Annotated in this window: 24 protein-coding genes; 13 read left to right on the top strand and 11 right to left on the bottom strand. The window is 71.2% G+C overall.

Annotation, left to right across the window (positions count from 1 at the left end):
- The first annotated feature begins 136 nt into the window (after nucleotides 1-136).
- The 5 genes from ACIRPU_RS24625 (at nucleotide 137) to ACIRPU_RS24605 (ending at nucleotide 4,403) form a co-directional block, all read left to right on the top strand.
- Nucleotides 137-823: a maleylpyruvate isomerase family mycothiol-dependent enzyme gene (locus tag ACIRPU_RS24625; protein WP_403870861.1), complete on the top strand. Its 687-nt coding sequence runs from the start codon at nucleotides 137-139 to the stop codon at nucleotides 821-823.
- Between the two features lie 9 nt (nucleotides 824-832).
- Entirely contained in the window at nucleotides 833-1,489 is a 657-nt protein-coding gene (locus ACIRPU_RS24620; RefSeq protein WP_403870858.1) for an MBL fold metallo-hydrolase, read from the top strand.
- A gap of 324 nt (nucleotides 1,490-1,813) precedes the next feature.
- The gene (locus ACIRPU_RS24615; protein WP_403870855.1) at nucleotides 1,814-2,698 is read left to right on the top strand and encodes an ABC transporter substrate-binding protein; all 885 of its coding nucleotides are present in this window, start codon (nucleotides 1,814-1,816) and stop codon (nucleotides 2,696-2,698) included.
- Entirely contained in the window at nucleotides 2,695-3,624 is a 930-nt protein-coding gene (locus ACIRPU_RS24610) for an amino acid ABC transporter permease (protein ID WP_403870852.1), read from the top strand. The genes ACIRPU_RS24615 and ACIRPU_RS24610 overlap by 4 nt, the downstream gene beginning before the upstream one ends.
- Complete coding sequence (locus tag ACIRPU_RS24605; RefSeq protein WP_403870849.1) at nucleotides 3,621-4,403, top strand: amino acid ABC transporter ATP-binding protein; 783 nt, start codon at nucleotides 3,621-3,623, stop codon at nucleotides 4,401-4,403. The genes ACIRPU_RS24610 and ACIRPU_RS24605 overlap by 4 nt, the downstream gene beginning before the upstream one ends.
- A gap of 25 nt (nucleotides 4,404-4,428) precedes the next feature.
- On the opposite strand, the gene aroQ is transcribed toward ACIRPU_RS24605, so the two are convergent.
- On the bottom strand, nucleotides 4,429-4,902 hold the full coding sequence (aroQ, locus tag ACIRPU_RS24600; RefSeq protein ID WP_403870846.1) for a type II 3-dehydroquinate dehydratase: 474 nt from the start codon (nucleotides 4,900-4,902) through the stop codon (nucleotides 4,429-4,431).
- Nucleotides 4,903-5,000: 98 nt separating this feature from the next.
- Here aroQ and ACIRPU_RS24595 point away from each other — a divergent pair, with 98 nt between their 5' ends.
- Both ACIRPU_RS24595 and ACIRPU_RS24590 read left to right on the top strand, forming a co-directional pair.
- Nucleotides 5,001-6,047 carry a S66 peptidase family protein gene (locus tag ACIRPU_RS24595; RefSeq protein WP_403870843.1) on the top strand — a complete coding sequence of 349 codons (1,047 nt, stop codon included), beginning with the start codon at nucleotides 5,001-5,003 and terminating at the stop codon, nucleotides 6,045-6,047.
- A gap of 103 nt (nucleotides 6,048-6,150) precedes the next feature.
- Complete coding sequence (locus tag ACIRPU_RS24590; RefSeq protein WP_403870840.1) at nucleotides 6,151-7,422, top strand: MFS transporter; 1,272 nt, start codon at nucleotides 6,151-6,153, stop codon at nucleotides 7,420-7,422.
- Here the strand turns inward: ACIRPU_RS24590 and ACIRPU_RS24585 are convergent.
- The 7 genes from ACIRPU_RS24585 to ACIRPU_RS24555 form a co-directional block, all read right to left on the bottom strand.
- Nucleotides 7,412-8,512, bottom strand: a complete 1,101-nt coding sequence (locus tag ACIRPU_RS24585) for a calcium:proton antiporter (protein ID WP_403870837.1) — start codon at nucleotides 8,510-8,512, stop codon at nucleotides 7,412-7,414. The two genes, ACIRPU_RS24590 and ACIRPU_RS24585, sit on opposite strands and share 11 nt — an antisense overlap.
- A gap of 121 nt (nucleotides 8,513-8,633) precedes the next feature.
- Entirely contained in the window at nucleotides 8,634-8,948 is a 315-nt protein-coding gene (locus tag ACIRPU_RS24580; protein WP_403870833.1) for a hypothetical protein, read from the bottom strand.
- Between the two features lie 125 nt (nucleotides 8,949-9,073).
- Nucleotides 9,074-10,075 (bottom strand): TerC/Alx family metal homeostasis membrane protein, encoded by a 1,002-nt coding sequence (locus tag ACIRPU_RS24575; RefSeq protein WP_355703796.1) that lies wholly within the window; start codon nucleotides 10,073-10,075, stop codon nucleotides 9,074-9,076.
- Between the two features lie 225 nt (nucleotides 10,076-10,300).
- Entirely contained in the window at nucleotides 10,301-12,313 is a 2,013-nt protein-coding gene (locus tag ACIRPU_RS24570; protein ID WP_403870829.1) for a TerD family protein, read from the bottom strand.
- Between the two features lie 55 nt (nucleotides 12,314-12,368).
- Nucleotides 12,369-12,947, bottom strand: a complete 579-nt coding sequence (locus ACIRPU_RS24565) for a TerD family protein (RefSeq protein ID WP_057599421.1) — start codon at nucleotides 12,945-12,947, stop codon at nucleotides 12,369-12,371.
- Between the two features lie 160 nt (nucleotides 12,948-13,107).
- Nucleotides 13,108-15,252: an excinuclease ABC subunit UvrB gene (uvrB, locus tag ACIRPU_RS24560; RefSeq protein ID WP_403870826.1), complete on the bottom strand. Its 2,145-nt coding sequence runs from the start codon at nucleotides 15,250-15,252 to the stop codon at nucleotides 13,108-13,110.
- 87 nt (nucleotides 15,253-15,339) lie between these two features.
- Nucleotides 15,340-16,203 (bottom strand): MHYT domain-containing protein, encoded by an 864-nt coding sequence (locus ACIRPU_RS24555; protein ID WP_403870823.1) that lies wholly within the window; start codon nucleotides 16,201-16,203, stop codon nucleotides 15,340-15,342.
- 273 nt (nucleotides 16,204-16,476) lie between these two features.
- Between ACIRPU_RS24555 and ACIRPU_RS24550 the strand changes: the two genes are divergently transcribed.
- The 3 genes from ACIRPU_RS24550 to ACIRPU_RS24540 all read left to right on the top strand — a co-directional run bounded on the left by ACIRPU_RS24550 (nucleotide 16,477) and on the right by ACIRPU_RS24540 (nucleotide 19,424).
- Nucleotides 16,477-17,355, top strand: coding sequence for a glycerophosphodiester phosphodiesterase (locus ACIRPU_RS24550; RefSeq protein ID WP_403870820.1), 879 nt, complete (start codon nucleotides 16,477-16,479; stop codon nucleotides 17,353-17,355).
- A gap of 93 nt (nucleotides 17,356-17,448) precedes the next feature.
- Nucleotides 17,449-18,003, top strand: a complete 555-nt coding sequence (locus tag ACIRPU_RS24545) for a methylated-DNA--[protein]-cysteine S-methyltransferase (protein ID WP_355703791.1) — start codon at nucleotides 17,449-17,451, stop codon at nucleotides 18,001-18,003.
- Between the two features lie 68 nt (nucleotides 18,004-18,071).
- Nucleotides 18,072-19,424, top strand: a complete 1,353-nt coding sequence (locus ACIRPU_RS24540) for an MFS transporter (RefSeq protein WP_403870817.1) — start codon at nucleotides 18,072-18,074, stop codon at nucleotides 19,422-19,424.
- A gap of 98 nt (nucleotides 19,425-19,522) precedes the next feature.
- Here the strand turns inward: ACIRPU_RS24540 and ACIRPU_RS24535 are convergent, their stop codons facing one another.
- Complete coding sequence (locus ACIRPU_RS24535; RefSeq protein WP_403870815.1) at nucleotides 19,523-19,951, bottom strand: VOC family protein; 429 nt, start codon at nucleotides 19,949-19,951, stop codon at nucleotides 19,523-19,525.
- Between the two features lie 99 nt (nucleotides 19,952-20,050).
- Between ACIRPU_RS24535 and ACIRPU_RS24530 the strand changes: the two genes are divergently transcribed.
- Together ACIRPU_RS24530 and ACIRPU_RS24525 are read left to right on the top strand one after the other, a co-directional pair.
- Nucleotides 20,051-20,959, top strand: coding sequence for a pseudouridine-5'-phosphate glycosidase (locus ACIRPU_RS24530; RefSeq protein WP_403870812.1), 909 nt, complete (start codon nucleotides 20,051-20,053; stop codon nucleotides 20,957-20,959).
- The gene (locus ACIRPU_RS24525) at nucleotides 20,956-21,969 is read left to right on the top strand and encodes a carbohydrate kinase family protein (protein WP_403870809.1); all 1,014 of its coding nucleotides are present in this window, start codon (nucleotides 20,956-20,958) and stop codon (nucleotides 21,967-21,969) included. The genes ACIRPU_RS24530 and ACIRPU_RS24525 overlap by 4 nt, the downstream gene beginning before the upstream one ends.
- 193 nt (nucleotides 21,970-22,162) lie before the next feature.
- Here ACIRPU_RS24525 and ACIRPU_RS24520 read toward each other — a convergent pair whose 3' ends face one another.
- Entirely contained in the window at nucleotides 22,163-22,957 is a 795-nt protein-coding gene (locus ACIRPU_RS24520; RefSeq protein WP_403870806.1) for a methyltransferase domain-containing protein, read from the bottom strand.
- A 304-nt stretch (nucleotides 22,958-23,261) separates the two neighbouring features.
- Between ACIRPU_RS24520 and ACIRPU_RS24515 the strand changes: the two genes are divergently transcribed.
- Entirely contained in the window at nucleotides 23,262-24,389 is a 1,128-nt protein-coding gene (locus ACIRPU_RS24515) for a magnesium and cobalt transport protein CorA (RefSeq protein ID WP_403870803.1), read from the top strand.
- Nucleotides 24,390-24,510: 121 nt separating this feature from the next.
- On the opposite strand, the gene ACIRPU_RS24510 is transcribed toward ACIRPU_RS24515, so the two are convergent.
- On the bottom strand, nucleotides 24,511-24,945 hold the full coding sequence (locus ACIRPU_RS24510; protein WP_403870800.1) for a CBS domain-containing protein: 435 nt from the start codon (nucleotides 24,943-24,945) through the stop codon (nucleotides 24,511-24,513).
- Nucleotides 24,946-24,964: the final 19 nt, after the last annotated feature.

The following is a 24,964-nucleotide window of genomic DNA, read 5'->3' as shown; positions in this document are numbered from 1 at the left end:
GGATTCACCGGTTCACAACAATCCCCGGCCTTCCAGCATGCCCGACGCCGCCACCGACCTTATAGCACGCGCATTCGATTTGCGGGCTCGGTCGACCACCTTCACCCGAAGGGGTGGCGAGGCTAGGGTCAGCACCATGATTGATCACGCTCATGACCTGGAGTCTGTACGTGACGCGACCGAGCGGCTCCTCACCGCAGTCGCCAAACTGGACAACGCGTCGGTGGCCGAGCCGTCACGCCTGCCCGGCTGGAGTCGCGGACATGTCCTGTCTCACATCGCCCGCAACGCGGACGCCCTCGTGAACGTCCTCGAGGGCCGTCCGATGTACGCCGACGCGCATGTCCGCGACGCCGACATCGAGCGGGACGCCCCGCGCCCCCTGGACGTCCAGCTCACGGACGTACGGGAGAGCGCGGCCCGCTTCCAGACGACGGGAGCCGCGCCCGCCGACTGGTCACGCACGGTGGAGCTGCGCAACGGGGTCGTCGACACGGCGGCCCGCGTGCCGTTCCGGCGGTGGGTGGAGGTGGAGCTGCACGCCGTGGACCTCGGCATCGGCTATGAGCTGGAGGACCTGCCGGAGGAGTTCACCGCGCGGGAGATCGACTTCCTGGCGGAGCGGTTCACCGGGCGTGCCGACGTACCGCCGACACGCCTGACGGACGGCACACGCGCGTGGCACACGGGCCGTGCGGCCGACCGGCCCGAGGTGACAGTCACCGGCACCCCCGCGGACCTCCTGGGCTGGCTCGCCGGGCGCCGGGACGGTTCCGGACTGACGACGGACGGCGGGCCGCTGCCGGCCCTTCCGCCGCTATAGGCTGCCGCCATGACGTACAGCGGCGAGGTGACGGTCGGCGGACCGGCGGACGTGCACGAGCTCAAGGACCTGATGATCACCAAGATCGCGGTCGGCCCGATGAACAACAACGCCTATCTGCTGCGCTGCCGGGCCACGGACGAGCAGCTGCTGATCGACGCGGCCAACGACGCGCACGCCCTGCTCGGCACGATCGGTGACGACGGCATCGCTTCCGTCGTCACCACGCATCAGCACGGCGACCACTGGCAGGCGCTCGCCGAGGTCGTGGCGGCCACGGGCGCGCGCACCTACGCGGGCCGGGAGGACGCCGAGGGGATCCCCGTGGCGACCGACGTCCCGGTCGACGACGGTGACGTCATCCGGGTGGGGAACGTCGAGCTCACCGCGCGCCATCTGGTCGGGCACACGCCCGGCTCGATCGCCCTGGTCTACGACGACCCGCACGGCCACCCCCACGTGTTCACCGGCGACTGCCTCTTCCCCGGCGGCGTGGGAAATACCCGCAAGGACGCGGAGGCGTTCGCCCGTCTCATCCGCGACGTCGAGACGAAGATCTTCGACGTGCTGCCGGACGAGACCTGGGTCTATCCGGGCCACGGCAACGACACCACGCTGGGCGCGGAGCGGCCGCACCTTCCGGAGTGGCACGCGCGCGGGTGGTGAGTTCTCCTCACACGGGGCGTGCCTTGCCGGACGCGCGCCCCGTGTGAAACGTGCGCACGCGCCGGTCCCCCGCACGCGCTCCCCGCACTCGTGGTTGCACGGTCAACTGGTAGCGGTTCCGCGCGGGATGACGGCTCCGGCGCGGATCGGGCCGCCGGTCTACGATCCCCGCCCTCGGCCGGCGGCCCAGGCGGGTCGGGCTGGTCGGGCGGCCCAGGCGGGTCGGGCGGGTCTGTTCACGAGAACGCAACACCCGTTCCCAGCATGCGGACATGTGCGGGTGTGACCTCGACAAACAGGGGTTTTCGCTGCCACTCTCCCGCCATGCACCTCGCCCCTCGTGTACTGCGCCGTGCCGTCGCCGGCGCCACCGTGGCCCTCCTCGCGACCGCTGTCGGCTGCGCCCCGCAGCCGGAGGAGAAGGCGGCCTCGACGCCTTCCGGTTCGAGCGCGAACACCTGCGCCAAGGGCAAACTGGCCACCGAGACCTCCGGCAAGCTGACGATCGCGACCGACCAGCCCGCGTACGAGCCGTGGTTCAAGGACGACAAGCCGGCCAACGGCGAGGGCTTCGAGTCGGCGGTGGCGTACGCAGTGGCGGAGCAGCTCGGTTACGACAAGAGCGCCGTGGTCTGGCAGAGCGTGCCGTTCAACAAGGCCTTCGCACCGGGCGTGAAGACCTTCGACTTCGACATCAACCAGGTGTCGATCAGCGACGAGCGCAAGAAGGCCGTGGACTTCTCGTCCGGCTACTACGACGTCCGTCAGGCCGTCATCGCCCTGAAGGGCACGAAGGCCGCCGAGGCGACCGACATCGCGGACCTCAAGGGCCTCAAGCTGGGCGCCCAGGTCGGCACGACCAGCCTCGACTACATCGACGACGTGGTGAAGCCGACCCGGGACGCGGCCGTATACGCCAAGAACGACCAGGCCAAGTCCGCACTGAAGAACGGCCAGGTCGACGCCATCGTCACCGACCTGCCGACCGCCTTCTACATCACGTCCGCCGAGGTCACGGACGCCGAGATCGTCGGCCAGTTCGAGAACCAGGGCGGCACCCCCGAGCAGTTCGGGCTCGTGCTCGACAAGGGCAGCGCGCTCACCTCCTGCGTGACCGGTGCCGTGGACGCCCTCCGCGAGGACGGCACCCTGGCGAAGATCGAGCAGCAGTGGCTCTCCGACGCCGTCGACGCCCCGGTGCTCAAGTGACGGTCACGAAGGACGAGTCCGGCCGGGAAGGCGCGGACGAGGACGACGTCTTTGGGGGCGGCGAGGGCGCCCCCGACGACGGCTACGTCCCCTCGCGGCGGCGCCTGGAGCGCGAGCGCTACAGGCGCACGCGTGCCCGCCGCGCCACCGCGATCGCCGCGCTGTCGACCCTGGTCACGGGCGCCGTCCTCTACCTGGTGGTCGTCGGCGCGCCCGGCTGGCCGCGCGCCAAGGAGACCTTCTTCAACGGGCAGTACGCGCGCGAGGCGTTCCCCAAGGTCCTCGAAGGGCTCTGGCTGAACGTCAGACTGCTGCTGATCTGCGGCGTCGCCGTGCTCGTGCTCGGCATGCTCATCGCCGTGGCCCGCACCCTGCGGGGGCCCGTGTTCTTCCCGCTGCGGGCGCTGGCGGCGGCGTACACGGACTTCTTCCGCGGTCTGCCGCTGATCATCAACCTGATGATCGTGGTGCTGGGCGTCCCGGCACTTCGGCTCCAGGGTGTGACCGTCGACCCCGTACTGCTCGGCGGTACGGCACTGACGCTGACGTACTCGGCGTACGTCGCCGAGGTGTTCCGCGCGGGCATCGAGTCCGTGCACCCCTCCCAGCGCGCCGCGGCCCGCTCGCTGGGCCTGAACAACCGGCAGGCGCTGCGTTTCGTGGTGCTCCCCCAGGCCGTGCGCCGCCAGGTGCCGCCGCTGCTGAACGACCTGGTGTCGCTCCAGAAGGACACCGGTCTCGTCTCGATCGGCGGCGCGATCGACGCCGTCCGCGCGGCGGACATCATCGTGGGCCGCAGCCTGAACTACACGCCGTACATCGTCGCGGGACTGGTCTTCGTGGCCCTGACCATCCCGATGACCCGCTTCACCGACTGGGTGACGGCCCGGATGGACCGTCAGCGGGCCCAGGGAGGAACGACATGAGCGACGCTCCGGTCCTGGAGACTCCGCCGCCGCCGACTCCGGTGCTGCGGATGGAGTCCGTGCGCAAGACCTTCGGCGGGTCCGTCGTCCTGCGCGACGTCGCCCTGGAGGTCGCCCCGCACACGGTGACGGCGCTCATCGGCGCCTCCGGCTCCGGCAAGTCCACGTTGCTGCGCTGCGCCAACCTGCTGGAGGACATCGACGACGGCGCGATCTGGCTGGACGGTGAGGAGATCACCGACCCGCGCGTGGACCAGGACGCGGTGCGGCGCCGGATCGGCGTGGTCTTCCAGGCGTACAACCTGTTCCCGCACATGACGGTGCTGGAGAACATCACGCTCGCCCCGCGCCGTGTGCACGGCGTCGCCCGCGCGCAGGCCGAGACACACGCCAGGGAGCTCCTGGAGCGGCTCGGGCTGGCCGGTAAGGCCGACGAGTATCCCGACCGGCTCAGCGGCGGCCAGCAGCAGCGGGTCGCGATCGTGCGCGCGCTGGCCGTGCGTCCACGGCTGCTGCTGCTCGACGAGATCACGGCGGCCCTCGACCCGGAGCTGGTGGGCGAGGTCCTGAACGTCGTCCGCGATCTGAAGGCCGACGGCATGACCATGGTGCTCGCCACCCATGAGATGGGCTTCGCGCGCGAGGTCGCCGACCAGGTCTGTTTTCTGGACGGAGGCGTCGTGCTGGAGCGGGGCAGCGCCGAGCAGCTCTTCGGCGATCCGCGGCAGGAGCGCACCCAGCGCTTCCTGCGGCGGATCGTGGAGGCGGGCCGGCTGTAAGGGTCGTGCTCCTAGTGGCCGGTGCTTACGCGTCGGCCTTCGTCGGCCCGGCCAGCGCGGCGACGCGCTCCACGCCGAACACGTAGCCCTGCACGCCGCAGCCCGCGATGACGCCGTCGGCGCGCAGCGAGACGTAACTGTGGTGTCGGAACGACTCGCGCTGGTGGATGTTGGAGATGTGGACCTCCAGCACCGGCAGGCCGTCGCAGGTGTTGAGGGCGTCCAGGATGGCGACCGACGTGTGCGAGTAGGCGCCCGGGTTGATCACGATGCCGCAGTGGTTGAGCCGCGCCTCGTGGATCCAGTCGACCAGGTGACCCTCGTGGTTGGACTGCCGGAAGTCCACGGTGCCGCCGTGCGCGGCCGCCGCCTCGACGCACAGCGCCTCGACGTCGGCGAGCGTGTCGGAACCGTAGATCTCCGGCTGGCGCTGGCCCAGGAGGTTCAGGTTGGGGCCGTTCAGGATCATGATCGGGGCGTTGGCCAGGCTGCGGGGCAAGGTTCCTCCGGTCCGTTCGTGGACGGCCCGTCGGGGGCCGCCGCTCGGTCCGGTTTATCACGGTGAAACCGCAGGGCAGCAGGCCGTACCCTCCCGGCATGACGGCGCCCTCGTATCCTCCGAAGCCCGCGCCCGGCGACCGCATAGCCGTCGTGTCGCCCTCCGCGGGTCTGCCCGGGCTCTTCCCGCGCCCCTACGAACTGGGGCTGGAGCGGTTGCGCGAGGAGTTCGGTCTGGAGCCCGTCGAGTACCCGACGACGCGCAGGATGGGGTCGACCCCGCAGGAGCGCGCCGACGACCTCCACGCCGCGTTCGCCGACCCGGACGTCAAGGCGGTGGTCGCGTCGATCGGCGGCGACGACCAGATCACCGTACTGCCGCTGCTGGACCGGGAGTTGCTGCGCGCCAACCCCAAGCCGTTCTTCGGGACGAGCGACAACACCAACCTGCTCGCGTTCCTGTACAACGCCGGCGTCGTCGGTTACCACGGCACGACGGTGATGGTCGAGCTCGGACGCCCGGGCGCCCTGCACCCGCTGACCGCCGACTCGCTGCGCGCCGCGCTGTTCACCTCGGGCCCCTACGAGCTGCGGCCCGCCGAGCGGTGGAACGACGTCAACCGCGACTGGGCCGACCCGGCGACCTTCGAGTCGGAGCCCGACAGCCGGCCCGGCGCCGGCTGGAGCTGGGTCAACGCCGACCGCGTGGTGGAGGGCCGCAGTTGGGGCGGCAACCTGGAAATCCTCTCCTGGCTGCTGATGGCCGACCGCGAGATCGCACGCGACCCTGCGGCGTACGACGGCGGGGTGCTGATCCTGGAGACGTCGGAGGAGCTGCCGAGCGCCACGGAGGTCTTCCGGATCCTGCGCAACATGGGCGAGCGCGGTCTGCTGCGGCGCTTCCCCGCGATACTGATGGCCCGGGCCAAGAGCTGGTCCTTCGAACGCCCCAACGGCCCGGAGGAGGCCGCCCGTTACGCGGCCGAGCAGCGCGCGGCGGTGGAGCGCGCGCTGCGGACGTACGCGCCCGACACCCTGGCCGTCTTCGACGTGGACTTCGGCCACACCGACCCGCAACTCGTCATCCCCTACGGCGGCACGATCCGTGTCGACGGTCCCGCGCGGCGCATCACCGTGACCTACTGAGCCCCCTCGCGGCGTTCCGCGCCCCCGCACGCCCCCGTAACCCGTCGTCACTGTGGGTAGTTGACGCGGCATGCACGACGTACACACCGTGAAGGCTCCCTCCATGCCACGGCTCGCGGCGGCCTCGCTCGCCGGGACGGCCATCGAGTTCTACGACTTCTTCGTCTACGGGACCGCGGCCGCGCTGGTCCTGGGGCCGCTGTTCTTCCCGACGTTCTCGCCGCTGGCGGGGACGCTGGCCGCCTTCGCGACGTTCGGCGTGGGGTTCGTGGCGCGGCCGCTGGGCTCGGTGCTGTTCGGGCACATCGGGGACCGGCGCGGACGCCGGCCGGTCCTGGTCGCCTCCCTGCTGCTGACCGGCGCCTCGACGGTCGCGGTCGGCTGCGTGCCGACGTACGACACGATCGGGGTGTCCGCTCCCCTGCTGCTGCTCGTCCTGCGTTTCCTCCAGGGGCTGGGGCTCGGCGGGGAGTGGGGCGGTGCGGTGCTGCTGACCGCGGAACACGCGCCCGCCGAGCGGCGTGGGCTGTGGTCGAGCTTCCCGCAGGTCGGCCCCGCGGTGGGCTTCGTGCTCGCCAACGGGGTGGTACTGGTCCTGTCGGTGACGCTGACGGAGGCGCAGTTCACGCAGTGGGGGTGGCGGGTGCCCTTCTGGGCGGCCGGGGCGCTGGCCGTGCTCGGGCTGTGGCTCCGGTCGTCGCTGCCCGAGAGCCCCCGGTTCCTGGAGATCGACGACCACGCGCGTATGCCGTTCGCCGAGGTCGTGCGCGACCACTGGCGGCTCGTCCTGCTGACCGCCGGCGCGCTCGCCGTCGGGTACGCGATCTTCTACGCGGTGACGACCTGGTCCCTGGCGTACGCGACGGAACGGCTGGGGGTCAGCCGCACGGTCATGCTGGTCTGCATCATGGCCGCCGTCGTGGTGAAGGGGGCGCTGACGCCCGTGATGGCGATGCTCGGCGACCGCTACGGCCGCCGGCCGTTGTGCCTCGTGGGCTGCGCGGCGGCGGCGCTGTGGATGTTCCCGCTGGTCGCGCTGCTCTCGACCGGCCAGCCGCTGCCGATGTTCCTCGGCTTCCTGGGGGCGCTGCTCGCCTTCGTCACGATGTTCGCGGTGATCTCGGCGTATCTGCCGGAGCTCTACGCGCCGCGCGTGCGCTGCACCGGTGCGGCGGTCGGCTACAACCTGGGCGGTGTCCTCGGGGGTGCGCTCACGCCGATCGTGGCGACCGCCCTCGCCGAGCACTCGGGGCGTGTCCCCTGGGGTGTGGGCGCCTATCTGACGGGGATCGCGCTGCTCAGCCTGGGCTGCTTCGCGCTGTTGCCGGAGACCCGGCCGGTGCGGGTGGCCGCCGTGCGGCCGGCTACGGATTGATCGCCAGCTCCAGGTAGGCCGCGAACAGCACGAGATGGACGCCGCCCTGCAACGGCGTGGCCCGTCCCGGTACCACCGTCAGCGAGCTGACCACGACGGTCAGCACGAGCAGCACCATATGGGTGGGGCCGAGGCCGAGGACGAGCGGCCCGGAGAGCCAGACGGAGGCCAGGGCGACCGCCGGGACCGTGAGACCGATGCTGGCCATCGCGGAGCCGAGGGCGAGGTTGAGGCTGGTCTGCACCCGGTCGCGGCGGGCGCAGCGCAGCGCGGCGATCGTCTCGGGGAGCAGCACGAGCAGCGCGATGATCACACCGACCACCGCTTGGGGCAGTCCGGCGGCGTCCACTCCGGACTCGATCGTGGGCGAGACGCCCTTGGCGAGGCCCACCACGCCGATCAACGCCAGGCCGAGCAGCCCGAGGCTGATCCAGGCGGTCCGGGAGGTGGGGACGCCGGCATGGTCGTCGGCGGTGATCACCTCTCCCTGCCGGGTGATCGGCAGGAAGTAGTCGCGGTGCCGGATGGTCTGGGTCGCCACGAACAGGCCGTACAGGACCAGTGAGGACAGTGCGGCGAAGGTGAGCTGGACGGTGGAGAACTCCGGGCCCGGTTTGCTGGTGGTGAAGGTCGGCAGGACCAGGCTGAGCGTGGCCAGGGTCGCGACGGTCGCCAGCGCCGCGCCGGTGCCCTCCGGATTGAAGATCGCCGTGCCGTGGCGCAGCGAGGCGACCAGGAGGCACAGGCCGACGATGCCGTTGCAGGTGATCATCACGGCCGCGAAGACCGTGTCCCTGGCCAGGGTCGAGCTCTTGTCGCCGCCGTCCACCATCAGGGTGACGATCAGGGCGACCTCGATGATCGTCACGGCGACCGCGAGGACGAGGGATCCGAAGGGTTCACCGACCCGGTGGGCGACGACCTCCGCGTGGTGCACGGCGGCCAGGACCGCTCCGGCGAGGACCAGCGTCACCACGGCGACGACCGCGCCCGGCAGGTCGCGTCCCCAGGTCAGGGCCAGCAGGACGACCGCCAGCGCCGGCACGAAAGCTGTCCACCGGGTCGTGACCGACCTGAGCCGAGCGATCATGCAGCGATCGTCGCAGAGCCGTGGGGGCTCCGCATTCCGGCCTGTCCCGCCCGTCCGGCCCGTCCGGCCCGTCCCGCCCGCGCGGGTGGGACGGGCCGGACGGGCGGGTGCGCGACTGCCGTCACCTGAAGTCGGTCGTGTCCTGCACGTCGCAGTCGGTGAAGGACGGGGGTCGGGTACAGAGCGCGGCCATCCGCTCCGCGAACTTGCCCGTCTCCGGGTCGTCGCTGTTGCGCATGGCCTCCTCGTGGGAGTCGAACTCGATCACCGCGAGGTAGCGGTTCGGCTGGTTGCGGTCCTTGAGGACGAGGCGGCGCTTGGGACCGTCGGCTCGGCCCGCGAGGCCCTGGTCCCCTTCCTCGGCCAGCGCCCGCATCTCATCGATGCGGTCGGTCTCGAACTCGACGATCTGGACGAACCTCTGCGATGTGCCCACGGTGCCTCCACCCGGAACCGGCGTCCCCGAGTGGAAACGCCCAGCTCCAACGAAGCACCGGGAGCGGCGCTCGGCAATTCGCCGCGCACCGCTCCCGGGGGTGGTTGTTCCTACGTCCTCCGTGGTCAGGCCTCGATGCTGTCCTTCGGAGCGCCTTCGCTCTCCGTCCGCGCCGCCTCGGCCGCCGCCTGCTTCCTGGAAGCCCGCAGGCTGGTGATCGTGGTGACGATCAGGACGAAGCAGATGACGCCGAGCGAGACCGGGATGCTGATCTCGGGGACGTGGACCCCGGACTCGTGCAGGGCGTGCAGCACCAGCTTCACGCCGATGAAGCCCAGGATGATCGACAGGCCGTAGCTGAGATGGACCAGCTTCCGCAGTAGGCCACCGATGAGGAAGTAGAGCTGGCGCAGACCCATCAGCGCGAACGCGTTGGCGGTGAAGACGATGTACGGGTCCTGCGTCAGGCCGAAGATCGCGGGGATCGAGTCGAGGGCGAAGAGCACGTCGGTGGTGCCGATCGCGAGCATCACGACCAGCATCGGGGTCATGACCCGCTTGCCGTTCTGCTCGATCCACAGCTTCGTGCCGTGATAGCGGTCGGCCACGCCGAACCGCTTCTCCACGGCCTTGAGCAGCTTGTTCTCCTCGAACTCCTCGTCCTCCTCGTCGGACCGGGCCTCCTGGATGAGCTTCCAGGCGGTCCAGATCAGGAAGGCGCCGAAGAGGTAGAACACCCACGCGAAGCTGGCGAGGATCGCGGCGCCCGCGGCGATGAAGATCGCCCGCAGGACCAGGGCTATGAGGACGCCGACGAGCAGGACCCGCTGCTGGTACTGCGACGGGACCGCGAACTTCGCCATGATCAGGACGAAGACGAAGAGGTTGTCGACGCTGAGCGACTTCTCGGTGATGAAGCCCGCGAAGAACTCGCCGGCCGGCTCACCGCCGCCGAAGAGGAGCAACCCGACTCCGAAGAGCCCGGCCAGGGCGATCCAGACGACGGTCCAGATCCCCGCTTCCTTGATCGACACGTCGTGCGGTTTGCGGCCGATGAAGAAGTCGACCGCGATGAGGGCGGCAAGGCCCACGATGGTGGAGACCCATAGGGCCAGGGAAACATTCACTGCGCCTCCGACAGTACGTAACGGCAGGTAATCAGCGTCGTCGCGCTGCCGGAGGTCTCTTCCACCCGAAACGGGCCGACGCCCCGGGATCAGGCCTGATCCGTATTGACGGGAACGCCGCAGCAGGGAGTACTCCCCTCCGTGAGGAAAACAGTACCCCAACCACCAAGAAAAGGTAAAGCGATTGGCAAAATAAATACCAAGTCCCCTGCTCAGGAGCCTTTACTAATACTTGGCGCGAGCCGCCGCCACCTGAGCGAGGACCTGCTGGAGCACCTGGCTGCCGGGCGGCACGAGGCTCGGTTCATACGTCCAGGCATGCCCCACCCAGGGATCGGCGAGGTGGTCCTCGGGCACCGGCGTCAGCCGCAGCAGCGCACGCCACAGCGGGTCCAGCAACGGACCGTAACTGTCGGCGTCCTCCCGGTCGGCCACCATCATCAGGTGGACGCCGACGCCGGGCCCCTCGTCCGCCAGGTAGCGCAGCTGGGTCACGGCACGGTCGTCGAAGCCGTGCGGGAAGTCATTGACGACCAAGAGCTGCTGGGCCGTGTCGAAGCCGGGCGGCAGCGAGTCCGCCATGCCGCCACGCACCGCCATCTGCACCAGGTCGACCCGCTCGGTGAGCCGCCCCAGGACCGCCGCGACACCCGCCGCGCCGACCGCGGGCGGGGCCGCGAGCACGCCGCTCCGCACCAGCGGCGCGAGTTCCCGGGCGCCCGAACCGGCCGGATCGACGACGTGCACGGTGAACTCGTCCGCCGGATGCACGGCCAGCAGCCGGGCCGTGTGCGCCACGGCGGACTCCATGGCGAGGCGACGCAGCTCGTGGGAGTCGGCGAACGACCCGTCGAACGAGCCCGACCGCCCGCTGTCGATCCACAGGCCGCGTTCGAGCGGGAGCCTGACCAGCATCGGGATGTGCAGCGGATCGCTCTCCGGAAGGTGGAGGTCGCCCAGCCGCACGGCCATGGGCATCTCCATGGGGACGCGGTAGGCGTGCCAGACGGGGTTGTCCCAGCGCGCGAACGCCGCGGGCAGTGCCGGTTCGACGACATCGGCCTCGGCGCCCAGCTGGACGAGGTCGCGGTCCAGGGCCTCCCGGGCCTGGTCGACGAGCTGGATGTGCTTGGCCTGGGCCGCCTCGCGGGCGGCGTCGCCCTGGCCGCCCATCCTGCCGCGCGGATCGGACAGGACCTGGTCCAGCTCCCTCTCCATCCGCGTGTCGGCGAAGTCGACCGCACTGCGGTACGCCGCCGTGCTGCGGGCCAGGTCCTCGAACATGCCCCAGACCTGGTTGTAGAGCCGCTCCTCCATGGACCAGCCGGTCGCGTCACCCGCGACGGGCCGGGCCGGCTGTCCGGGCTGGGCCGGGGGCGCGGTGGGCGCCGGCGGGGGCGGAGCGGCGCTCTGCCGACGGGGGTGGCTGTAGTCGATCGAGCCACCAGTGGTGGGTGTCGTCGGCGTCGGCTGGGTGGCGTCGGGATCCGTCGGCGCGGCACCCGCCGGGTAGCCCGTACCCGAGGGGCCCTGCGGGTTCTGGTTCGCCCCGTACGGTCCGGCGCCGGACTGGGGGCCCTGCGCACCGTACGGCGAGCCGCTCTGGTCCGGGCCGAGGGCGGACGCGGCCGCCTGCCGGGAGCGGTCGCCGTCGGCCGTGCGCGGCGGCGCCGGCACCGAGCGGGCCAGGCCCTGGACCACGGCGTCGTTGATGCCGGTCGCGAGTCGGTGCGCCTGCGACAGGCCCTGGTCGGTGAGGAGTTCGGCGAGGCCGCCCGCGTATCCCTGGCCGACGGCGCGCACCTTCCAGGCGCCCTGCCGCCGGTACAGCTCCAGCGCGACGACCGCCGACTCCGCCTCCAGGCCGGTGATGGTGTAGGTGGCGACCTCGGTGCCGTCGAGGCCGGTGACCGCGACGAAGGGGGCCGCGACCGAGCCGAAGCTGACCGGCCCGCCGACGCCCGCGGGCAGCGCGAGCAGGACGCTGACCCGGTGCACGGACGCCGACACGGCGTCCAGGTCCACCGCGAGGCGGTGGTCGGCGGCCGCCTGCCGGGAGACCTCCAGGCCGGGCAGCGTGGGTACGCCGGGGTGGGCCACCCACTCGACGCCGGGGACCTTGCCGCTCTCGTCGCCGAGTGTGGCAACCGCCATGACCGGCCGGCCGGCCGAGACCCGGATCTCGAGGCGAACCTGGGAGAGCGGGTGGTTCTGCCCCCGCACGAGCTCGGCCGTCATCGCCTGTCGTCCCCCTGCGTCGCGTCTGGTGTCGTCTTGGGTGCCGCTCTCCGCCCTACAGCGCGGGCAGGATCGCGGGCATCAGGTCCTGGAAGGTGCGGCCGTTGGCCGGCGCGCCGAGGGCCGTCATGTTCCAGCCCCCGCCCACCCGGTGCACCTTCGCCATGATCTGGGCCGTGTAGGCTCCGCCGCCCGCCAGCGTGTAGCGCGCGAGTTCCTGGCCGTTGGTCTCGTCGACCAGACGGCAGAAGGCGTTCTGCACTTCCTGGAACGTCTGGCCGGTGAAGGAGTTCACCGTGAAGATGATCTGGTCGATGTGGACCGGCACGCGCGCGAGGTCGACGAGGATCGCCTCGTCGTCACCGCCCTGACCGACACCGCCGACGAGGTTGTCACCGGTGTGCCGGACCGAGCCGTCGTCGCTCACCAGGTGACGGAAGAAGACGACGTCGACCGGCTGCTTGTCGGCGAACAGGACAGCGGAGGCGTCGAGGTCGATCTCCCGGGTCCGGGAGCCGAACAGGCCGCGCCGCGGGGCCGCCTGCCAGCCGAGACCCATGCGCACCGCGGTCAGGCTGCCCCCGTCGTTCTTCTGAAGACTGATGGCCTGACCCTTGGTCATGTTGACGGTCACGCGCTGATTCCCCTCTCGAGCTGTCCCCTGTTGCCGCGAGCCCGCGGTTGACGGAAACCCTACGCAAAGGCACTGACAGTGCCGAACCCAGGCCCGCACTTTGTGTCGGTCTTGCAACACAGCGCGTGCGGGATGAGGGCACAGCGACCGCAGGGGTCCGTCAGGCCAGACCCGCCTCCCTCATCTGCCGCAGTTCCTTCTTCATCTCGGAGACCTCGTCGCGGATCCGGGCGGCGACCTCGAACTGGAGGTCGGCGGCGGCGGCCCGCATACGCGCCGTCATCTCCTCGATCTGCTCGGCGAGTTCGGCCGCGGGCCGGTCCGTCGGCACCGTCTCCCGGGACTTGCCCTTGGCCGGCTTGGACTTGGCGCCCTTGGCCGCCTTGTCGCCGAGGGAGGGCACCGGGGCCCGGGTGCCGCGCCCGTCCTTCTTCGCGCGGTAGCCCGAGCCGAGCAGCTGCTCGGTGTCGACCTCCTCACGGGAGATCTGGGCGACGATGTCGTTGATCTTCTTGCGGAGCGGCTGCGGGTCGATGCCGTTCGCCGTGTTGTACGCGACCTGCTTCTCCCGGCGGCGGTTGGTCTCCTCGATGGCCCGCTCCATGCCCGGGGTGATCTTGTCGGCGTACATGTGGACCTGACCCGAGACGTTGCGCGCCGCGCGGCCGATGGTCTGGATCAGCGAGGTGCCGGAGCGCAGGAAGCCCTCCTTGTCGGCGTCGAGGATCGCCACCAGGGACACCTCGGGCAGGTCGAGGCCCTCCCGCAGGAGGTTGATGCCGACCAGGACGTCGAACTCGCCGGCGCGCAGCTCGCGCAGCAACTCGATACGGCGCAGCGTGTCGACGTCACTGTGCAGGTAGCGCACCTGGATGCCGAGTTCCAGGAAGTAGTCCGTGAGGTCCTCGGCCATCTTCTTGGTGAGCGTGGTGACCAGGACGCGCTCGTCCTTCTCCACCCGTGTGCGGATCTCGTGCACCAGGTCGTCGATCTGGCCCTCGGTGGGCTTGACCACGACCTCGGGGTCGATCAGGCCGGTGGGGCGGATGATCTGCTCGACGGCGCCGTCCCCACGCGAGAGCTCGTACTTGCCGGGGGTCGCCGACAGGTAGACGGTCTGCCCGATGCGCTCCTGGAACTCCTCCCACTTCAGCGGGCGGTTGTCCAGGGCGGAGGGCAACCGGAAGCCGTGGTCGACGAGGGTGCGCTTGCGGGAGGCGTCTCCCTCGTACATGGCGCCGATCTGCGGGACGGTGACATGGGACTCGTCGATGACGAGCAGGAAGTCGTCCGGGAAGTAGTCGAGCAGGGTGTTCGGCGGGGAGCCGGGCTCGCGGCCGTCGAAGTGCATCGAGTAGTTCTCGACACCGGAGCAGGAGCCGATCTGGCGGAGCATCTCCAGGTCGTACGTGGTGCGCATGCGCAGGCGCTGGGCCTCCAGGAGCTTGTTCTGCTTCTCCAGTTCGGCCAGACGCTCGCCCAGCTCCTTCTCGATGTCGTTGGCGGCCCGCTCCAGCCGCTCGGGTCCCGCCACGTAGTGGGTGGCCGGGAAGATGTACAGCTGCTGGTCGTCGCTGATGATCTCGCCGGTGAGCGGGTGCAGCGTGGACAGGGCCTCGATCTCGTCGCCGAACATCTCGATGCGGACGGCGAGCTCCTCGTAGACCGGGAAGATCTCGATGGTGTCGCCGCGCACCCGGAAGGTGCCGCGGCTGAACGCCAGGTCGTTGCGCGTGTACTGGATGTCGACGAAGCGGCGCAGCAGCTGGTCGCGGTCGACCTCGTCGCCGACGCGGAGCGGGACCATGCGGTCCACGTACTCCTGCGGGGTGCCGAGGCCGTAGATGCAGGAGACCGAGGCGACCACGACGACGTCACGGCGGGTGAGCAGTGAATTGGTCGCGGAGTGGCGCAGGCGCTCGACCTCCTCGTTGATCGAGGAGTCCTTCTCGATGTAGGTGTCCGACTGCGGGACGTACGCCTCGGGCTGGTAGTAGTCGTAGTACGAGACGAAGTACTCGACCGCGTTGTTCGGCAGCAGTTCGCGGAACTCGTTCGCCAGCTGGGCGGCCAGGGTCTTGTTCGGCGCCATCACCAGGGTGGGGCGCTGGAGCTTCTCGATCATCCACGCGGTGGTCGCGGACTTTCCGGTGCCGGTCGCGCCGAGCAGGACGACGTCCTTCTCACCTGCCTCGACGCGCTTGGCCAGCTCGGCGATGGCCGCCGGCTGGTCGCCGCTGGGCTGGTAGGGACTGACGACCTCGAAAGGCGCCACCGTGCGTTCGATGTGGGAAACGGGCCGCATGTCATCCACCGTACGACCCCCCACTGACAACGGGGTCCGATCAGCGGTTTCGCGGAAGCCGGCCCGGGGCACCGCGGGTACGGAGAGTCAGCGGTTCTGCGGGGTCCGGGACTCGTGGTGCGTCACCTGGCGGCGGCTGCGGAGCTGGGAGCGGCGCGAGGGGTTCGGGGCGGGCGGGTGCGCCGGGACGCCTGGCTTGTGCTCGGCGGGGGTCCAGTCGGGCTTGCCCATGACCATCAGCGGGTCGAACATCACGACGACACCCGCGAGGCAGAGGAAGGCGAGCGGACCGATCAGCATCGGCGCGAGGAGGGCGGCGGCGGAGTCGCCCGCGGTCGGTGCGCCCGTGTGCAGATGGACGCTCAGGGCGGCCATCCCGGTGTAGTGCATGCCCGTGACGGCCAGCCCCATGACGAGGCTGGCGCCCACGCTCCACAGGAAGCCCCTGACCTGTCCCGCGGCCCACAGGGCGGCGGTGGCGGCCGCCATGGCGATGGCGACGGAGGCGGCGACGGTGAGCGTGTTGTACTCGAGAGCGCCGTTGAAGCGCATTCCGGCCATGCCCAGGTAGTGCATCGACGCGATGCCCAGGCCGGTGATGGTGCCCCCGGTGAACAGCGCCGTTCCGGTAGCGCCCCGGTAGCCGACTATGAAGATCCCCACACCCACCATGACGATGGCGACGCCCAGGCTCGCGTAGGTCATGGGCTTGTCGTAGTGGATCGGGGCCCCGTCGACCGTGAAGCCGATCATCGCGATGAAGTGCATGGTCCAGATGCCGGAGCCGATCGCCGCCGAGCCGAGGGCGAGCCATCCCGGGCGCCAGGACTGGGCGACGAGCAGGGCTCTGGTGGTGCAGCGCAGACCGAGGGCACCGCCGAGGCAGGCCATGAGGTAGGCCACCAGCGGTGTGACGAGTCCGTAGCTGAAACCGTCGACCGTGCCTTGCATGCGCGGTTGCCCTTCGCCCTGTTGCTTGATTTTCCTGAAACTCGCCCCTCCCCAGGACCGCTGAGCGCGGTCAAGGCTGAGAGAGAGTATGACTCCCACCGGAATGGTCGAACGATTTTCCGGCAAAGAAACACGCCCTTGTCGCACATGTGCGGCACCGGTGAGCGGCCTCCGGCGTCTCCTTTCATTGTGTGGTCATCCTGCACTCCCCCGCCGTCGACCCTCTGCTGTCACTGTTGAGCTGTATGTGATGGCCCGACGCGAGGAGTACGCATGCACGCGCGCGTAGTTGCCGTTGCCGCCACGACCACCGCGGTCCTGGGCGCCGTCGCCCTCCTGCTCCCCGTTCACGACGCCCGGGCGGGCAACGCCTTCCGGCCGTCGGTGATCGCCCACCGGGGAGCCTCCGCCCTCGCACCCGAGAACACCCTGGACGCCGTCGACGAGGCGGCGGCGCTGGGCATCCCGTGGGTGGAGAACGACGTCCAGCGCACCAAGGACGGCGAGCTCGTGGTGATCCACGACGACAGTCTCCGCCGCACGACCGACGCCGAAGAGGTCTTTCCCGGCCGGGCCCCGTGGAAGGTGCGGGACTTCACGGCGGCCGAGATAGCCCGGCTCGACGCGGGGAGCTGGTTCGACGCCGCGCACACGGGCGCGCGCGTGCCGACGCTGAAGGAGTACGTCGACCGGGTCGAGCACCACCACCAGAAGCTGCTTCTGGAGGTCAAGAACCCCGAACTGTACCCGGGGATCGAACAGCAGACCCTCAAGCTGCTCAGCAACGAGGGCTGGCTGGACCGGCGCCACCTCACGAACCGGCTGATCGTGCAGAGCTTCAGCGCCGACAGCCTGCGGACCGTCCACGAACTGAAGCCGGGGGTGCGGACCGGTCTGCTGGGGATGCCGGCCCTCGCGGACCTGCCCCGGTACGCGGGCTTCGCCGACCTGGTCAACCCGTCGTACGCCTCCCTCTCCCCCGCGTACGTCTCCGCCGTGCACGCGCTCACCGGACCTCACGGCGAGCCCATGAAGGTCTTCGCCTGGACCGTCGACGACCCCGCGACCGCCCGGGCCGTAGCGGGCTACGACGTCGACGGCGTGATCACCAACAAGCCCGACGTCGTGCGGCAGGCCCTGTACGGGTACTGACGCACGGCGGCCCCGGGGCACGGGAGCGGGCGCGGGACCGGGCCGTGCGGAACGCCCCGGGGCGTTGTCAGTGGCGAGCCGTACGGTGGGCGCATGGACAGCCATGGGCAGTACGAGCAGCGGGTCGTGTGGACCGTCGTCGGCACCGACATCGGTCCGCTGTTGCTGGCCGCGACCGGTGAGGGCCTGCTCAACGTCGTGTTCCACGCCACCGACGCGGTACGCGACCAGGCGCTCGGCCGGCTCGCGGCCCGACTGGGCACCGAGCCCGTCGAGGCGCCCGACTCCCCGCTGCTGGCCGAGGCGATACGCCAGGTCAAGGCCTACTTCGCCGGTGAGCGGCGGGCCTTCGAGCTGCCGCTGGACTGGTCGCTGATCTCGGGCTTCAACCGGCAGGTGCTCCGCGAACTCGAGTCCGGCGTCCCGTACGGCGCGGTCGTCGGCTACGGCGATCTCGCCAGGCGGGTGGGACAGCCGCTGGCGGCGCAGGCGGTGGGGGTGGCGATGGGCGCCAATCCGCTGCCGGTCGTCGTGCCCTGTCACCGGGTGGTGGAGAGGGACGGCGGCATCGGCGGGTTCGGGGGCGGTCTGGAGACCAAGCGGAAGCTGCTCGCGCTGGAAGGGGTACTACCCGAGCCGCTGTTCTGAGGGGACACTGCGCCGGTGACCACATCTCCCGGTCGTCGCCACGACCGCGCGACGGTCCGGCGCGGCCCGTGACCGCCGTCGAGCGCGCCGCCGCCGCGCCCGTCGACGCCGCTCTCCTGCCCGCGCTGCGGCGCCGCACCACCGCCGTGCTGGTCGCGAGCCAGATCCTCGGCGGGCTCGGCGTCGCCACCGGCATCGCGCTGTCCGCCGTACTGGCCCGGCAGGTCAGCGGCACCGAGGCGCTGTCCGGGCTCGCCCCCACCGCCACCGTCGCCGGCACGGCCGTGCTGTCGATGCCGATGGCCGCGCTGATGACCGCGCGGGGACGCCGACCGGGGCTGGTGCTGGCCTATCTGCTGGGCGCCTTGGGCGCCTGTGTCGTCGTGGTGGCGGCGCGGGCCGGGAACTACCCCCTGCTGCTGTGCGGCATGGCCGCTTTCGGCGCGGCGTCCTCGGCGAACCTCCAGGCGCGGTTCGCCGCCGCCGACCTCGCCGAACCGCAGCGGCGCGCCCGGGCCATCTCGAACGTGGTGTGGGCGACCACCATCGGCGCCGTCCTGGGCCCGAACATCGCCGCTCCGGCCGGCCGGAGCGTCGCCGGACTCGGGATACCCGCCGCGGCGGGCCCCTTCCTGTGGGCCGCCGGGATCTTCGTCATATCGGCGGTCCTGGTGGCCGTGCTGCTGCGCCCCGACCCGCTGCTGACGGCCCGCGCGCTCGCGCCGCGGGAGGAGCGGTCCCCGAAGGCCCGTTCCCTGCGCGCCGGGCTGACGGCCGTCTCCGCCTCGCCCCGCGCGCGGCTCGCGCTCGTGACGGTCGCCGTGTCGCACACGGCGATGGTCTCGGTCATGTCGATGACCCCGCTCGACCTCGCCCACCACGGCGCGAGCATCGATCTGATCGGGCTGGTCATCAGCGGGCACATCGCGGGCATGTACGCGTTCGCGCCGCTGATGGGACGGCTGGCGGACCGGGTGGGGCGGCTCTCGGTGGCGGGACTCGCGGCCGGGCTGCTGGCCGTCGCGATGTTCCTGGCGGGGACGGCGGGCGGCAGCCACGGGCAGACCGCCGCCGGGCTCTTCGTGCTCGGGCTGGGCTGGTCGGCCGGGCTCGTTTCGGGTTCCGCACTGCTGATGGACGCGGTGCCGCAGGCCGCTCGGGCCGCCGCCCAGGGACTCTCCGACCTCACCATGAACACCTCGGCGGGACTCGGCGGAGCGATCGCCGGGCTGATCGTCGCGCAGGCGAGCTACGCGTGGCTCAACCTCGCCGCGGCGAGTCTCCTCGTCCCGCTGGCCGCCCTGGTGCTGTTCACCCGGACCGGGAACAGGAACGGGGACAAGGAGAACAGGAACGGGGACAGGGACGGGGACAGGAGCAGGACGGCCGCGGACAGCCCGCCGGGCGTACGACAGCCGTAGGTGCGGCAGACAGCCGTAGGGCGGCAGCCGTGGATGCGACAGCCGCAGGTACGTCAGACGCAGGTACGTCGGTCGCAGGTACGACAGCCGTGGCAAGGTCAGTCGTAGTGCCGTGCCTCGATGACGTTGCCGTCCGGGTCACGGAAGTAGAAGCTGCGCGTGGCCTCGCCGCGGGCGCCGAAGGAGCCCTGCGAGACGTCCGAGACGGGGACGGCGTGCTCCTCCAGGCGGGCGAGCAGCGTGTCGAAGTCGCCCCGCGACAGGGCGAGGCAGACGTGGTTCACGGGGTGCCCCGCGCTCTCGGCCGCGCCGGGGAGCATCTTCATCCGCTCGGCCATCGACAACGGCATGAGGTCGAGGAGGGCCTCGTCGTTGACGCGTACGGAGGGAAACGGTTCCTCGCCGGCGGCGAACTCGGGGAGCCGGACGGGCTCCAGGCCGACGGCCTTCTCGTAGAAGTCGGCGGCGGCGATCGGGTCGCGTACCCACAGGACCACGTGGTCGAGGCGTGTCGTGTTTTCCGTCATACGTCCCAGGCTGGTGTCCTGCCCCACAGGTCGCAAGGGTTTGACCGGGCGCGCCGCCCGCCAGAGATGAGGGGAGACCGACGGACAGGAGGCGGGCGCGTGGTGCTGGTGGTGTCGGAAGAGGTGCGGGCCGCGGTCGACGCGCGTCGACCCGTGGTGGCCCTGGAGTCCACGATCATCTCGCACGGGCTCCCCCGCCCGCGCAACCTCCAGGTGGCGCTGGAGCTGGAGGCGGTCGTACGCGCGGAGGGCGCCGTACCGGCGACGATCGCCGTGCTGGACGGACGACCGCATGTAGGCCTGGACAAGGATCAGTTGGAGCGGGTCGCCAACGAGGACGGCTTCCGCAAGCTGGGCCATCGCGACCTGCCGCTCGCCGTGGCCTCGGGGGCGAGCGGGGCGACCACCGTTTCGGCCACGGCGCTGCTGGCCGCGCTCGCGGGGGTGCGGGTGTTCGCGACGGGTGGGCTCGGCGGGGTGCACCGGCAGTGGACGGTCACCCAGGACGAGTCGGCCGACCTGGGGCTGCTCGCGAGCACCCGGATCACGGTGGTGTGCGCGGGGGTGAAGTCGATCCTGGACGTGCCGGCGACCCTCCAGCGGCTGGAGACGCTGGGCGTCGCCGTCGCCGGGTACGGCACCGACCGCTTCCCGGGGTTCTATCTGTCCGACTCGGGGCATCCCGTGGACTGGACGGTGCGGACCCCGCGGCAGGTGGCAGACGTGATGCGGGCTCAGGACGCGCTCGGCGTACCGCAGTCCGCGCTGATCGTCGCCAACCCGGTTCCCGAGGAGGAGCAGCTGGATCCCGAGTTGCACGCGCGTGTGCTCGCCGACGCGCTGCACGCGTGCGAGGAGGCCGGCGTCACCGGCCAGGGCGTCACGCCGTTCCTGCTCGACTACCTGGTCCGGCACACCGACGGCGCGTCCCTGAGCGCCAATCTGGCTGCGGTGCGCGGCAATGTGCGACTGGCGGCGCGGATCGCGACGGCGTGGGCCGAGGCATGACCGCGCGACCGGACGGGACGGACGGCGGTCGAGGCGACCCCGGCAAGCCGATCCGGGAAGGGGACTCGGGAAGCGGGGCGCTGCTGGTCGTCGGGGACGTCGTGACGGACATCGTCGCCCGCCATCGCGGCCCCCTCGCGTCGGGCACGGACACGGCCTCCGTGATCCGGACCCTGCCGGGCGGGGCGGGCGCCAACGTGGCGTGCTGGGCGGCGCATTGGGGGTGCGCGGACGTACGGCTCCTCGGCCGGGTGGGCGCGGAGTCGGCGGCCTGGCACGAACGGGAGCTGATCGCCTGCGGGGTGCGGCCCCGGCTCGTCGTCGACCCGCAGGCGACCACGGGGACGGTGATCTGCCTGGTCGACACCGGTGCCGCGGCCGAGCGCACGTTCCTCACCGACAGCGGCGCGTCCCTGCGGCTCGAGCCCGGCGACTGGTCGGACGCTCTCCTGGACGGGGTCGGCCGGCTGCACCTGTCGGGCTATCTGTTGTTCTCGGAGTCCGGGCGGGCGCTGGTGGGCACGGCGTCGGCGGCGGCACGCGCGCGTGGGGTGCCGGTGAGTCTCGATCCGGCGTCGGCGGGCTTCCTGGTGGACCTGGGCGTCGACCGCTTCCTGTCCCTCGTCGAGGGGGTGGACGTGCTGCTGCCCAGCCGTGCCGAGGCCTGCCTGCTGACCGGACTGCTCGACGGGGCGGGCGCGGCGGCCGCGCTGAGCCGTCTGGTTCCGCTGGTGGTGTCCAAGGAGGGGGCCGACGGTGCGCTGGTGGCCTGTGACGGCGCCGTGCTCGCCCGTGTCCCCGCCGCTCCGGCGACGCCCATGGACACCACGGGAGCCGGCGACGCCTTCACGGGAGCGTTCCTCGCCGCACTGCTCGCGGGCGCCGAATGGGGCGCCGCGGCGGCCGAGGGGTGCCGGGCGGGGGCCCGGGCGGTGGAACGTGTGGGCGGCAGACCACCCGCGCGTGGTGCCGGCGCGGCGTCGACGACGTACCGGACCCACGCCGGCTGAGAGCACCACGCCGGGCGGGCGTCCACCTCCGGCGGTCTCCCACCCGTCCACCGCACACGCCTGTCCTACGGCACACGCCCGTCCTACCGCACACGCCCGTTCACAGCTCACGCCCGTTCGCCGCTCACGCCGTCCACCGCACGCGCCTCGCGCTCGCGTGCTCCTTCCGCGCCTTCCGCTCCTTCCGCCCCTTCTACCCCTTGCGTCCCCACGCCGAGATCATGGGCGCCGTGGCCAGGTCCATGTCGCCGGAGGCGACGTTCGCCAGGTGGCGGTCGATGTCCTCGTCGGTCGCGAGGCCCGCGCCGACGAGTTCGCCACGAATCTGGCGGACCGTCGCGGACTCCAGGGCCGCGCAGGCGGGTGAGGTGACGGGGAAGTAGGCGTCGGCCTCGACCCGGCGCAGCCCGGCCTCGCGAAGCAGACGCGGGAGCTTACGACCGTAGGAGAGGTCGGCGCCGCGGCCGGCCAGGAGCTTGCGGAAGCCGTGCCGCAAGCGGTTCGCCAGCTGCTGTTCGGGGCCGTGCTCGTCGGGGCAGAGCAAGGGCTGGAGGGCGGGGTCGGCGTCCTCGATCAGGAGCCGTCCGCCCGGTCGCAGCGCCTTGACCATCGAGCGCAACGCCCGCTCCCGGTCCGGCACATGGACCAGCACGAGCCGGGCGTGCACCAGGTCGAAGCCCTCCATCGGCGGCTCCTCGGCGCCCAGGTCGTGGACGCGCACCTCGACCGGTGGGCGGGCGGCCGACGTCAGCAGGGAGGTGTCGATGTCGGTCGCGAGGACCTTGCCCGTCGGGCCGACCTTCTTCGCCAGCCAGGACACCACGGAGGTGCCGCCGGCACCGGCCTCCCAGCAGCGCCAGCCGGGTCCGACCCCGAACGCCTCGAAGTGGCGGAACGTCGGGGCGTCGAAGAGGGCGGCGAAGGCGTCGAAGCGTTCCCCCGCCTCGGGCTGCCGGTTGTCGAGGAGGTAGCCGTCGGATCGCGTCATGCGCCGATCATCCCAGTTGTCCCACTCGACGGAGGTCGTCGACGCGGCCGGGACGGGGTACGGGACAGCCCGGCCCGGATGCGGTCGGCGACGCCGGGAACCCGTACCGGGAACGGTCGGCCACCGGTCCGCGCAACGGTGCGGGGAGTGGTCCGGGGAGCGGTCCGGTACTCGTCGTCCACAGGCGGGAACAAAGCGGAACCGCCCCTTTCCACAGGCTTACCCTCGGCACACGCGGGCCTGGCAGACTGGCGCGCCAGGACGCGGAAGCGCGGCCCGCGGAGATACACGCAAGGAGACCCAGATGACCATGGCGGGGAATCTGCGGAAGGTCACCGGCCTCGGAGGGGTCGGCGGCCTGCGCAGGGTGGCGCGGTTGGCCCGGCGGCGTCCGCGGGTCGATCTGAGTCACCCCGCGCGTTCCCCGCTCGGTTCCTCGGTGGTGAACTGCGTGACGTACCGGGACGGGGTCCGGGCCCCGCGCGGCGGCGACCTGGTCGACACGGTGGAACGGGTGCGCAAGCATGGTCACGGCTTCGTCTGGCTCGGCCTGCACGAGCCGACGAACGACGAGTTCGCCGGCATCGCCGAGCTCTTCGACCTGCATCCGCTGGCCGTCGAGGACGCCGTCGAGGCTCATCAGCGACCGAAGGTCGAGCGGTACGGGGAGACCTTGTTCGCGGTGTTCAAGACGGTCTGCTACGTCGAACACGAGGAGCTCACGGCGACCAGCGAAGTGGTCAACACCGGCGAGATCATGGTGTTCGTCGGCCGGGACTTCGTGATCACGGTGCGCCACGGACGGCACGGTTCGCTGGGCCCGCTGCGCGAGGAGCTGGAATCCGACACGACGCAGCTGGCCAAGGGGCCGTCGGCGGTGCTGCACGCGATCGCGGACCATGTGGTGGACGACTACCTCAATGTCATCGACTCCGTGCAGGAGGACATCGACAAGGTCGAGACGGAGGTCTTCGCGGCGAACGGCGCACGGGCCGATCCGGGTCGTATCTACCAGCTCAAGCGTGAACTCCTCGAGCTGAAGCGGGCCGTGGTACCGCTCGGTCGTCCGCTGCTGGACCTCGCGGACCGGCCGGTCCGGGTGGTCGATCCGGAGATACAGGCCTACTTCCGGGACGTCTCCGACCACCTGCTGCGTGCCACGGAGCAGATCGCCGCCTTCGACGAGTTGCTCAACTCGATCCTCCAGGCGCACCTGGCGCAGGTCACGGTCGCGCAGAACGAGGACATGCGCAAGATCACGGCCTGGGCCGCGGTGATCGCCGTGCCGACGATGGTCTGCGGGGTGTACGGCATGAACTTCGACCACATGCCGGAGCTGCACTGGAGGTTCGGCTACCCCCTGGTCGTCGGCGTGATATCCGTCGCCTGCTGGGTCCTGTACCGCGGTTTCCGGCGCAACGGCTGGCTCTGAGCGACCGCTCCGGCCCGGGCGGCGACCGCTGTAACGGCTGCCACGGCCGGCCGTGCTGTCACGGCCGGCCGTGCTGTCAACGCTGTCCTTACTGTCGCCGCCGTCCGTACTGTCGCCGCTGTCAGTGCCGGGCGGGTCCGGACCGGGCGTAGACGGTCTCGGCCCAGGTGGCGATCTGCTCCTCGGGCAGGTGCCGGGCGAGGTCGGCCTCGCTGATCATGCCCACCAGGCGCTTGTTCTCGATGACGGGCAGTCGGCGGATCTGGTGTTCCTGCATCTCCTGGAGCACCTCGCCGACGTCGGCGCCCGCGTCGATCCATCGTGGTGTGCCCTGGGCCATCTCGCCGGCGGTGACCTTGGCGGGGTCGTGCCCCATGGCCACGCACCCGACGACGATGTCCCGGTCGGTGAGGATCCCGCAGAGCCGCTCGTTCTCGTCGCTGATGGGCAGCGCGCCGACGTTCAGTTCGCGCATCAGCTGGGCGGCGCGGTCGAGGGTCTCGTGGGCGGGGATCCACTGAGCGCCCCGGTGCATGATGTCTCCGGCGGTGGTCATGGAGTACCTCCCGGTGCCG

Origin of the sequence: Streptomyces sp. NPDC102259 (genome assembly GCF_044766465.1) — a bacterium.
Taxonomy (GTDB): Bacteria; Actinomycetota; Actinomycetes; order Streptomycetales; family Streptomycetaceae; genus Streptomyces.
This window is presented reverse-complemented; position numbering and strand designations above follow the sequence as displayed.

Excerpts from the sequence above, each read along its gene's own strand:
- ACIRPU_RS24625 (WP_403870861.1), top strand. The coding sequence starts at position 137 with ATGATTGATCACGCTCATGACCTGGAGTCTGTACGTGACGCGACCGAG.
- ACIRPU_RS24620 (WP_403870858.1), top strand. The coding sequence starts at position 833 with ATGACGTACAGCGGCGAGGTGACGGTCGGCGGACCGGCGGACGTGCAC.
- ACIRPU_RS24615 (WP_403870855.1), top strand. The coding sequence starts at position 1,814 with ATGCACCTCGCCCCTCGTGTACTGCGCCGTGCCGTCGCCGGCGCCACC.
- ACIRPU_RS24605 (WP_403870849.1), top strand. The coding sequence starts at position 3,621 with ATGAGCGACGCTCCGGTCCTGGAGACTCCGCCGCCGCCGACTCCGGTG.
- ACIRPU_RS24595 (WP_403870843.1), top strand. The coding sequence starts at position 5,001 with ATGACGGCGCCCTCGTATCCTCCGAAGCCCGCGCCCGGCGACCGCATA.
- ACIRPU_RS24590 (WP_403870840.1), top strand. The coding sequence starts at position 6,151 with ATGCCACGGCTCGCGGCGGCCTCGCTCGCCGGGACGGCCATCGAGTTC.
- ACIRPU_RS24585 (WP_403870837.1), bottom strand. The coding sequence starts at position 8,512 with ATGATCGCTCGGCTCAGGTCGGTCACGACCCGGTGGACAGCTTTCGTG.
- ACIRPU_RS24570 (WP_403870829.1), bottom strand. The coding sequence starts at position 12,313 with ATGACGGCCGAGCTCGTGCGGGGGCAGAACCACCCGCTCTCCCAGGTT.
- uvrB (WP_403870826.1), bottom strand. The coding sequence starts at position 15,252 with ATGCGGCCCGTTTCCCACATCGAACGCACGGTGGCGCCTTTCGAGGTC.
- ACIRPU_RS24555 (WP_403870823.1), bottom strand. The coding sequence starts at position 16,203 with ATGCAAGGCACGGTCGACGGTTTCAGCTACGGACTCGTCACACCGCTG.
- ACIRPU_RS24550 (WP_403870820.1), top strand. The coding sequence starts at position 16,477 with ATGCACGCGCGCGTAGTTGCCGTTGCCGCCACGACCACCGCGGTCCTG.
- ACIRPU_RS24545 (WP_355703791.1), top strand. The coding sequence starts at position 17,449 with ATGGACAGCCATGGGCAGTACGAGCAGCGGGTCGTGTGGACCGTCGTC.
- ACIRPU_RS24535 (WP_403870815.1), bottom strand. The coding sequence starts at position 19,951 with ATGACGGAAAACACGACACGCCTCGACCACGTGGTCCTGTGGGTACGC.
- ACIRPU_RS24525 (WP_403870809.1), top strand. The coding sequence starts at position 20,956 with ATGACCGCGCGACCGGACGGGACGGACGGCGGTCGAGGCGACCCCGGC.
- ACIRPU_RS24520 (WP_403870806.1), bottom strand. The coding sequence starts at position 22,957 with ATGACGCGATCCGACGGCTACCTCCTCGACAACCGGCAGCCCGAGGCG.
- ACIRPU_RS24515 (WP_403870803.1), top strand. The coding sequence starts at position 23,262 with ATGACCATGGCGGGGAATCTGCGGAAGGTCACCGGCCTCGGAGGGGTC.
- ACIRPU_RS24510 (WP_403870800.1), bottom strand. The coding sequence starts at position 24,945 with ATGACCACCGCCGGAGACATCATGCACCGGGGCGCTCAGTGGATCCCC.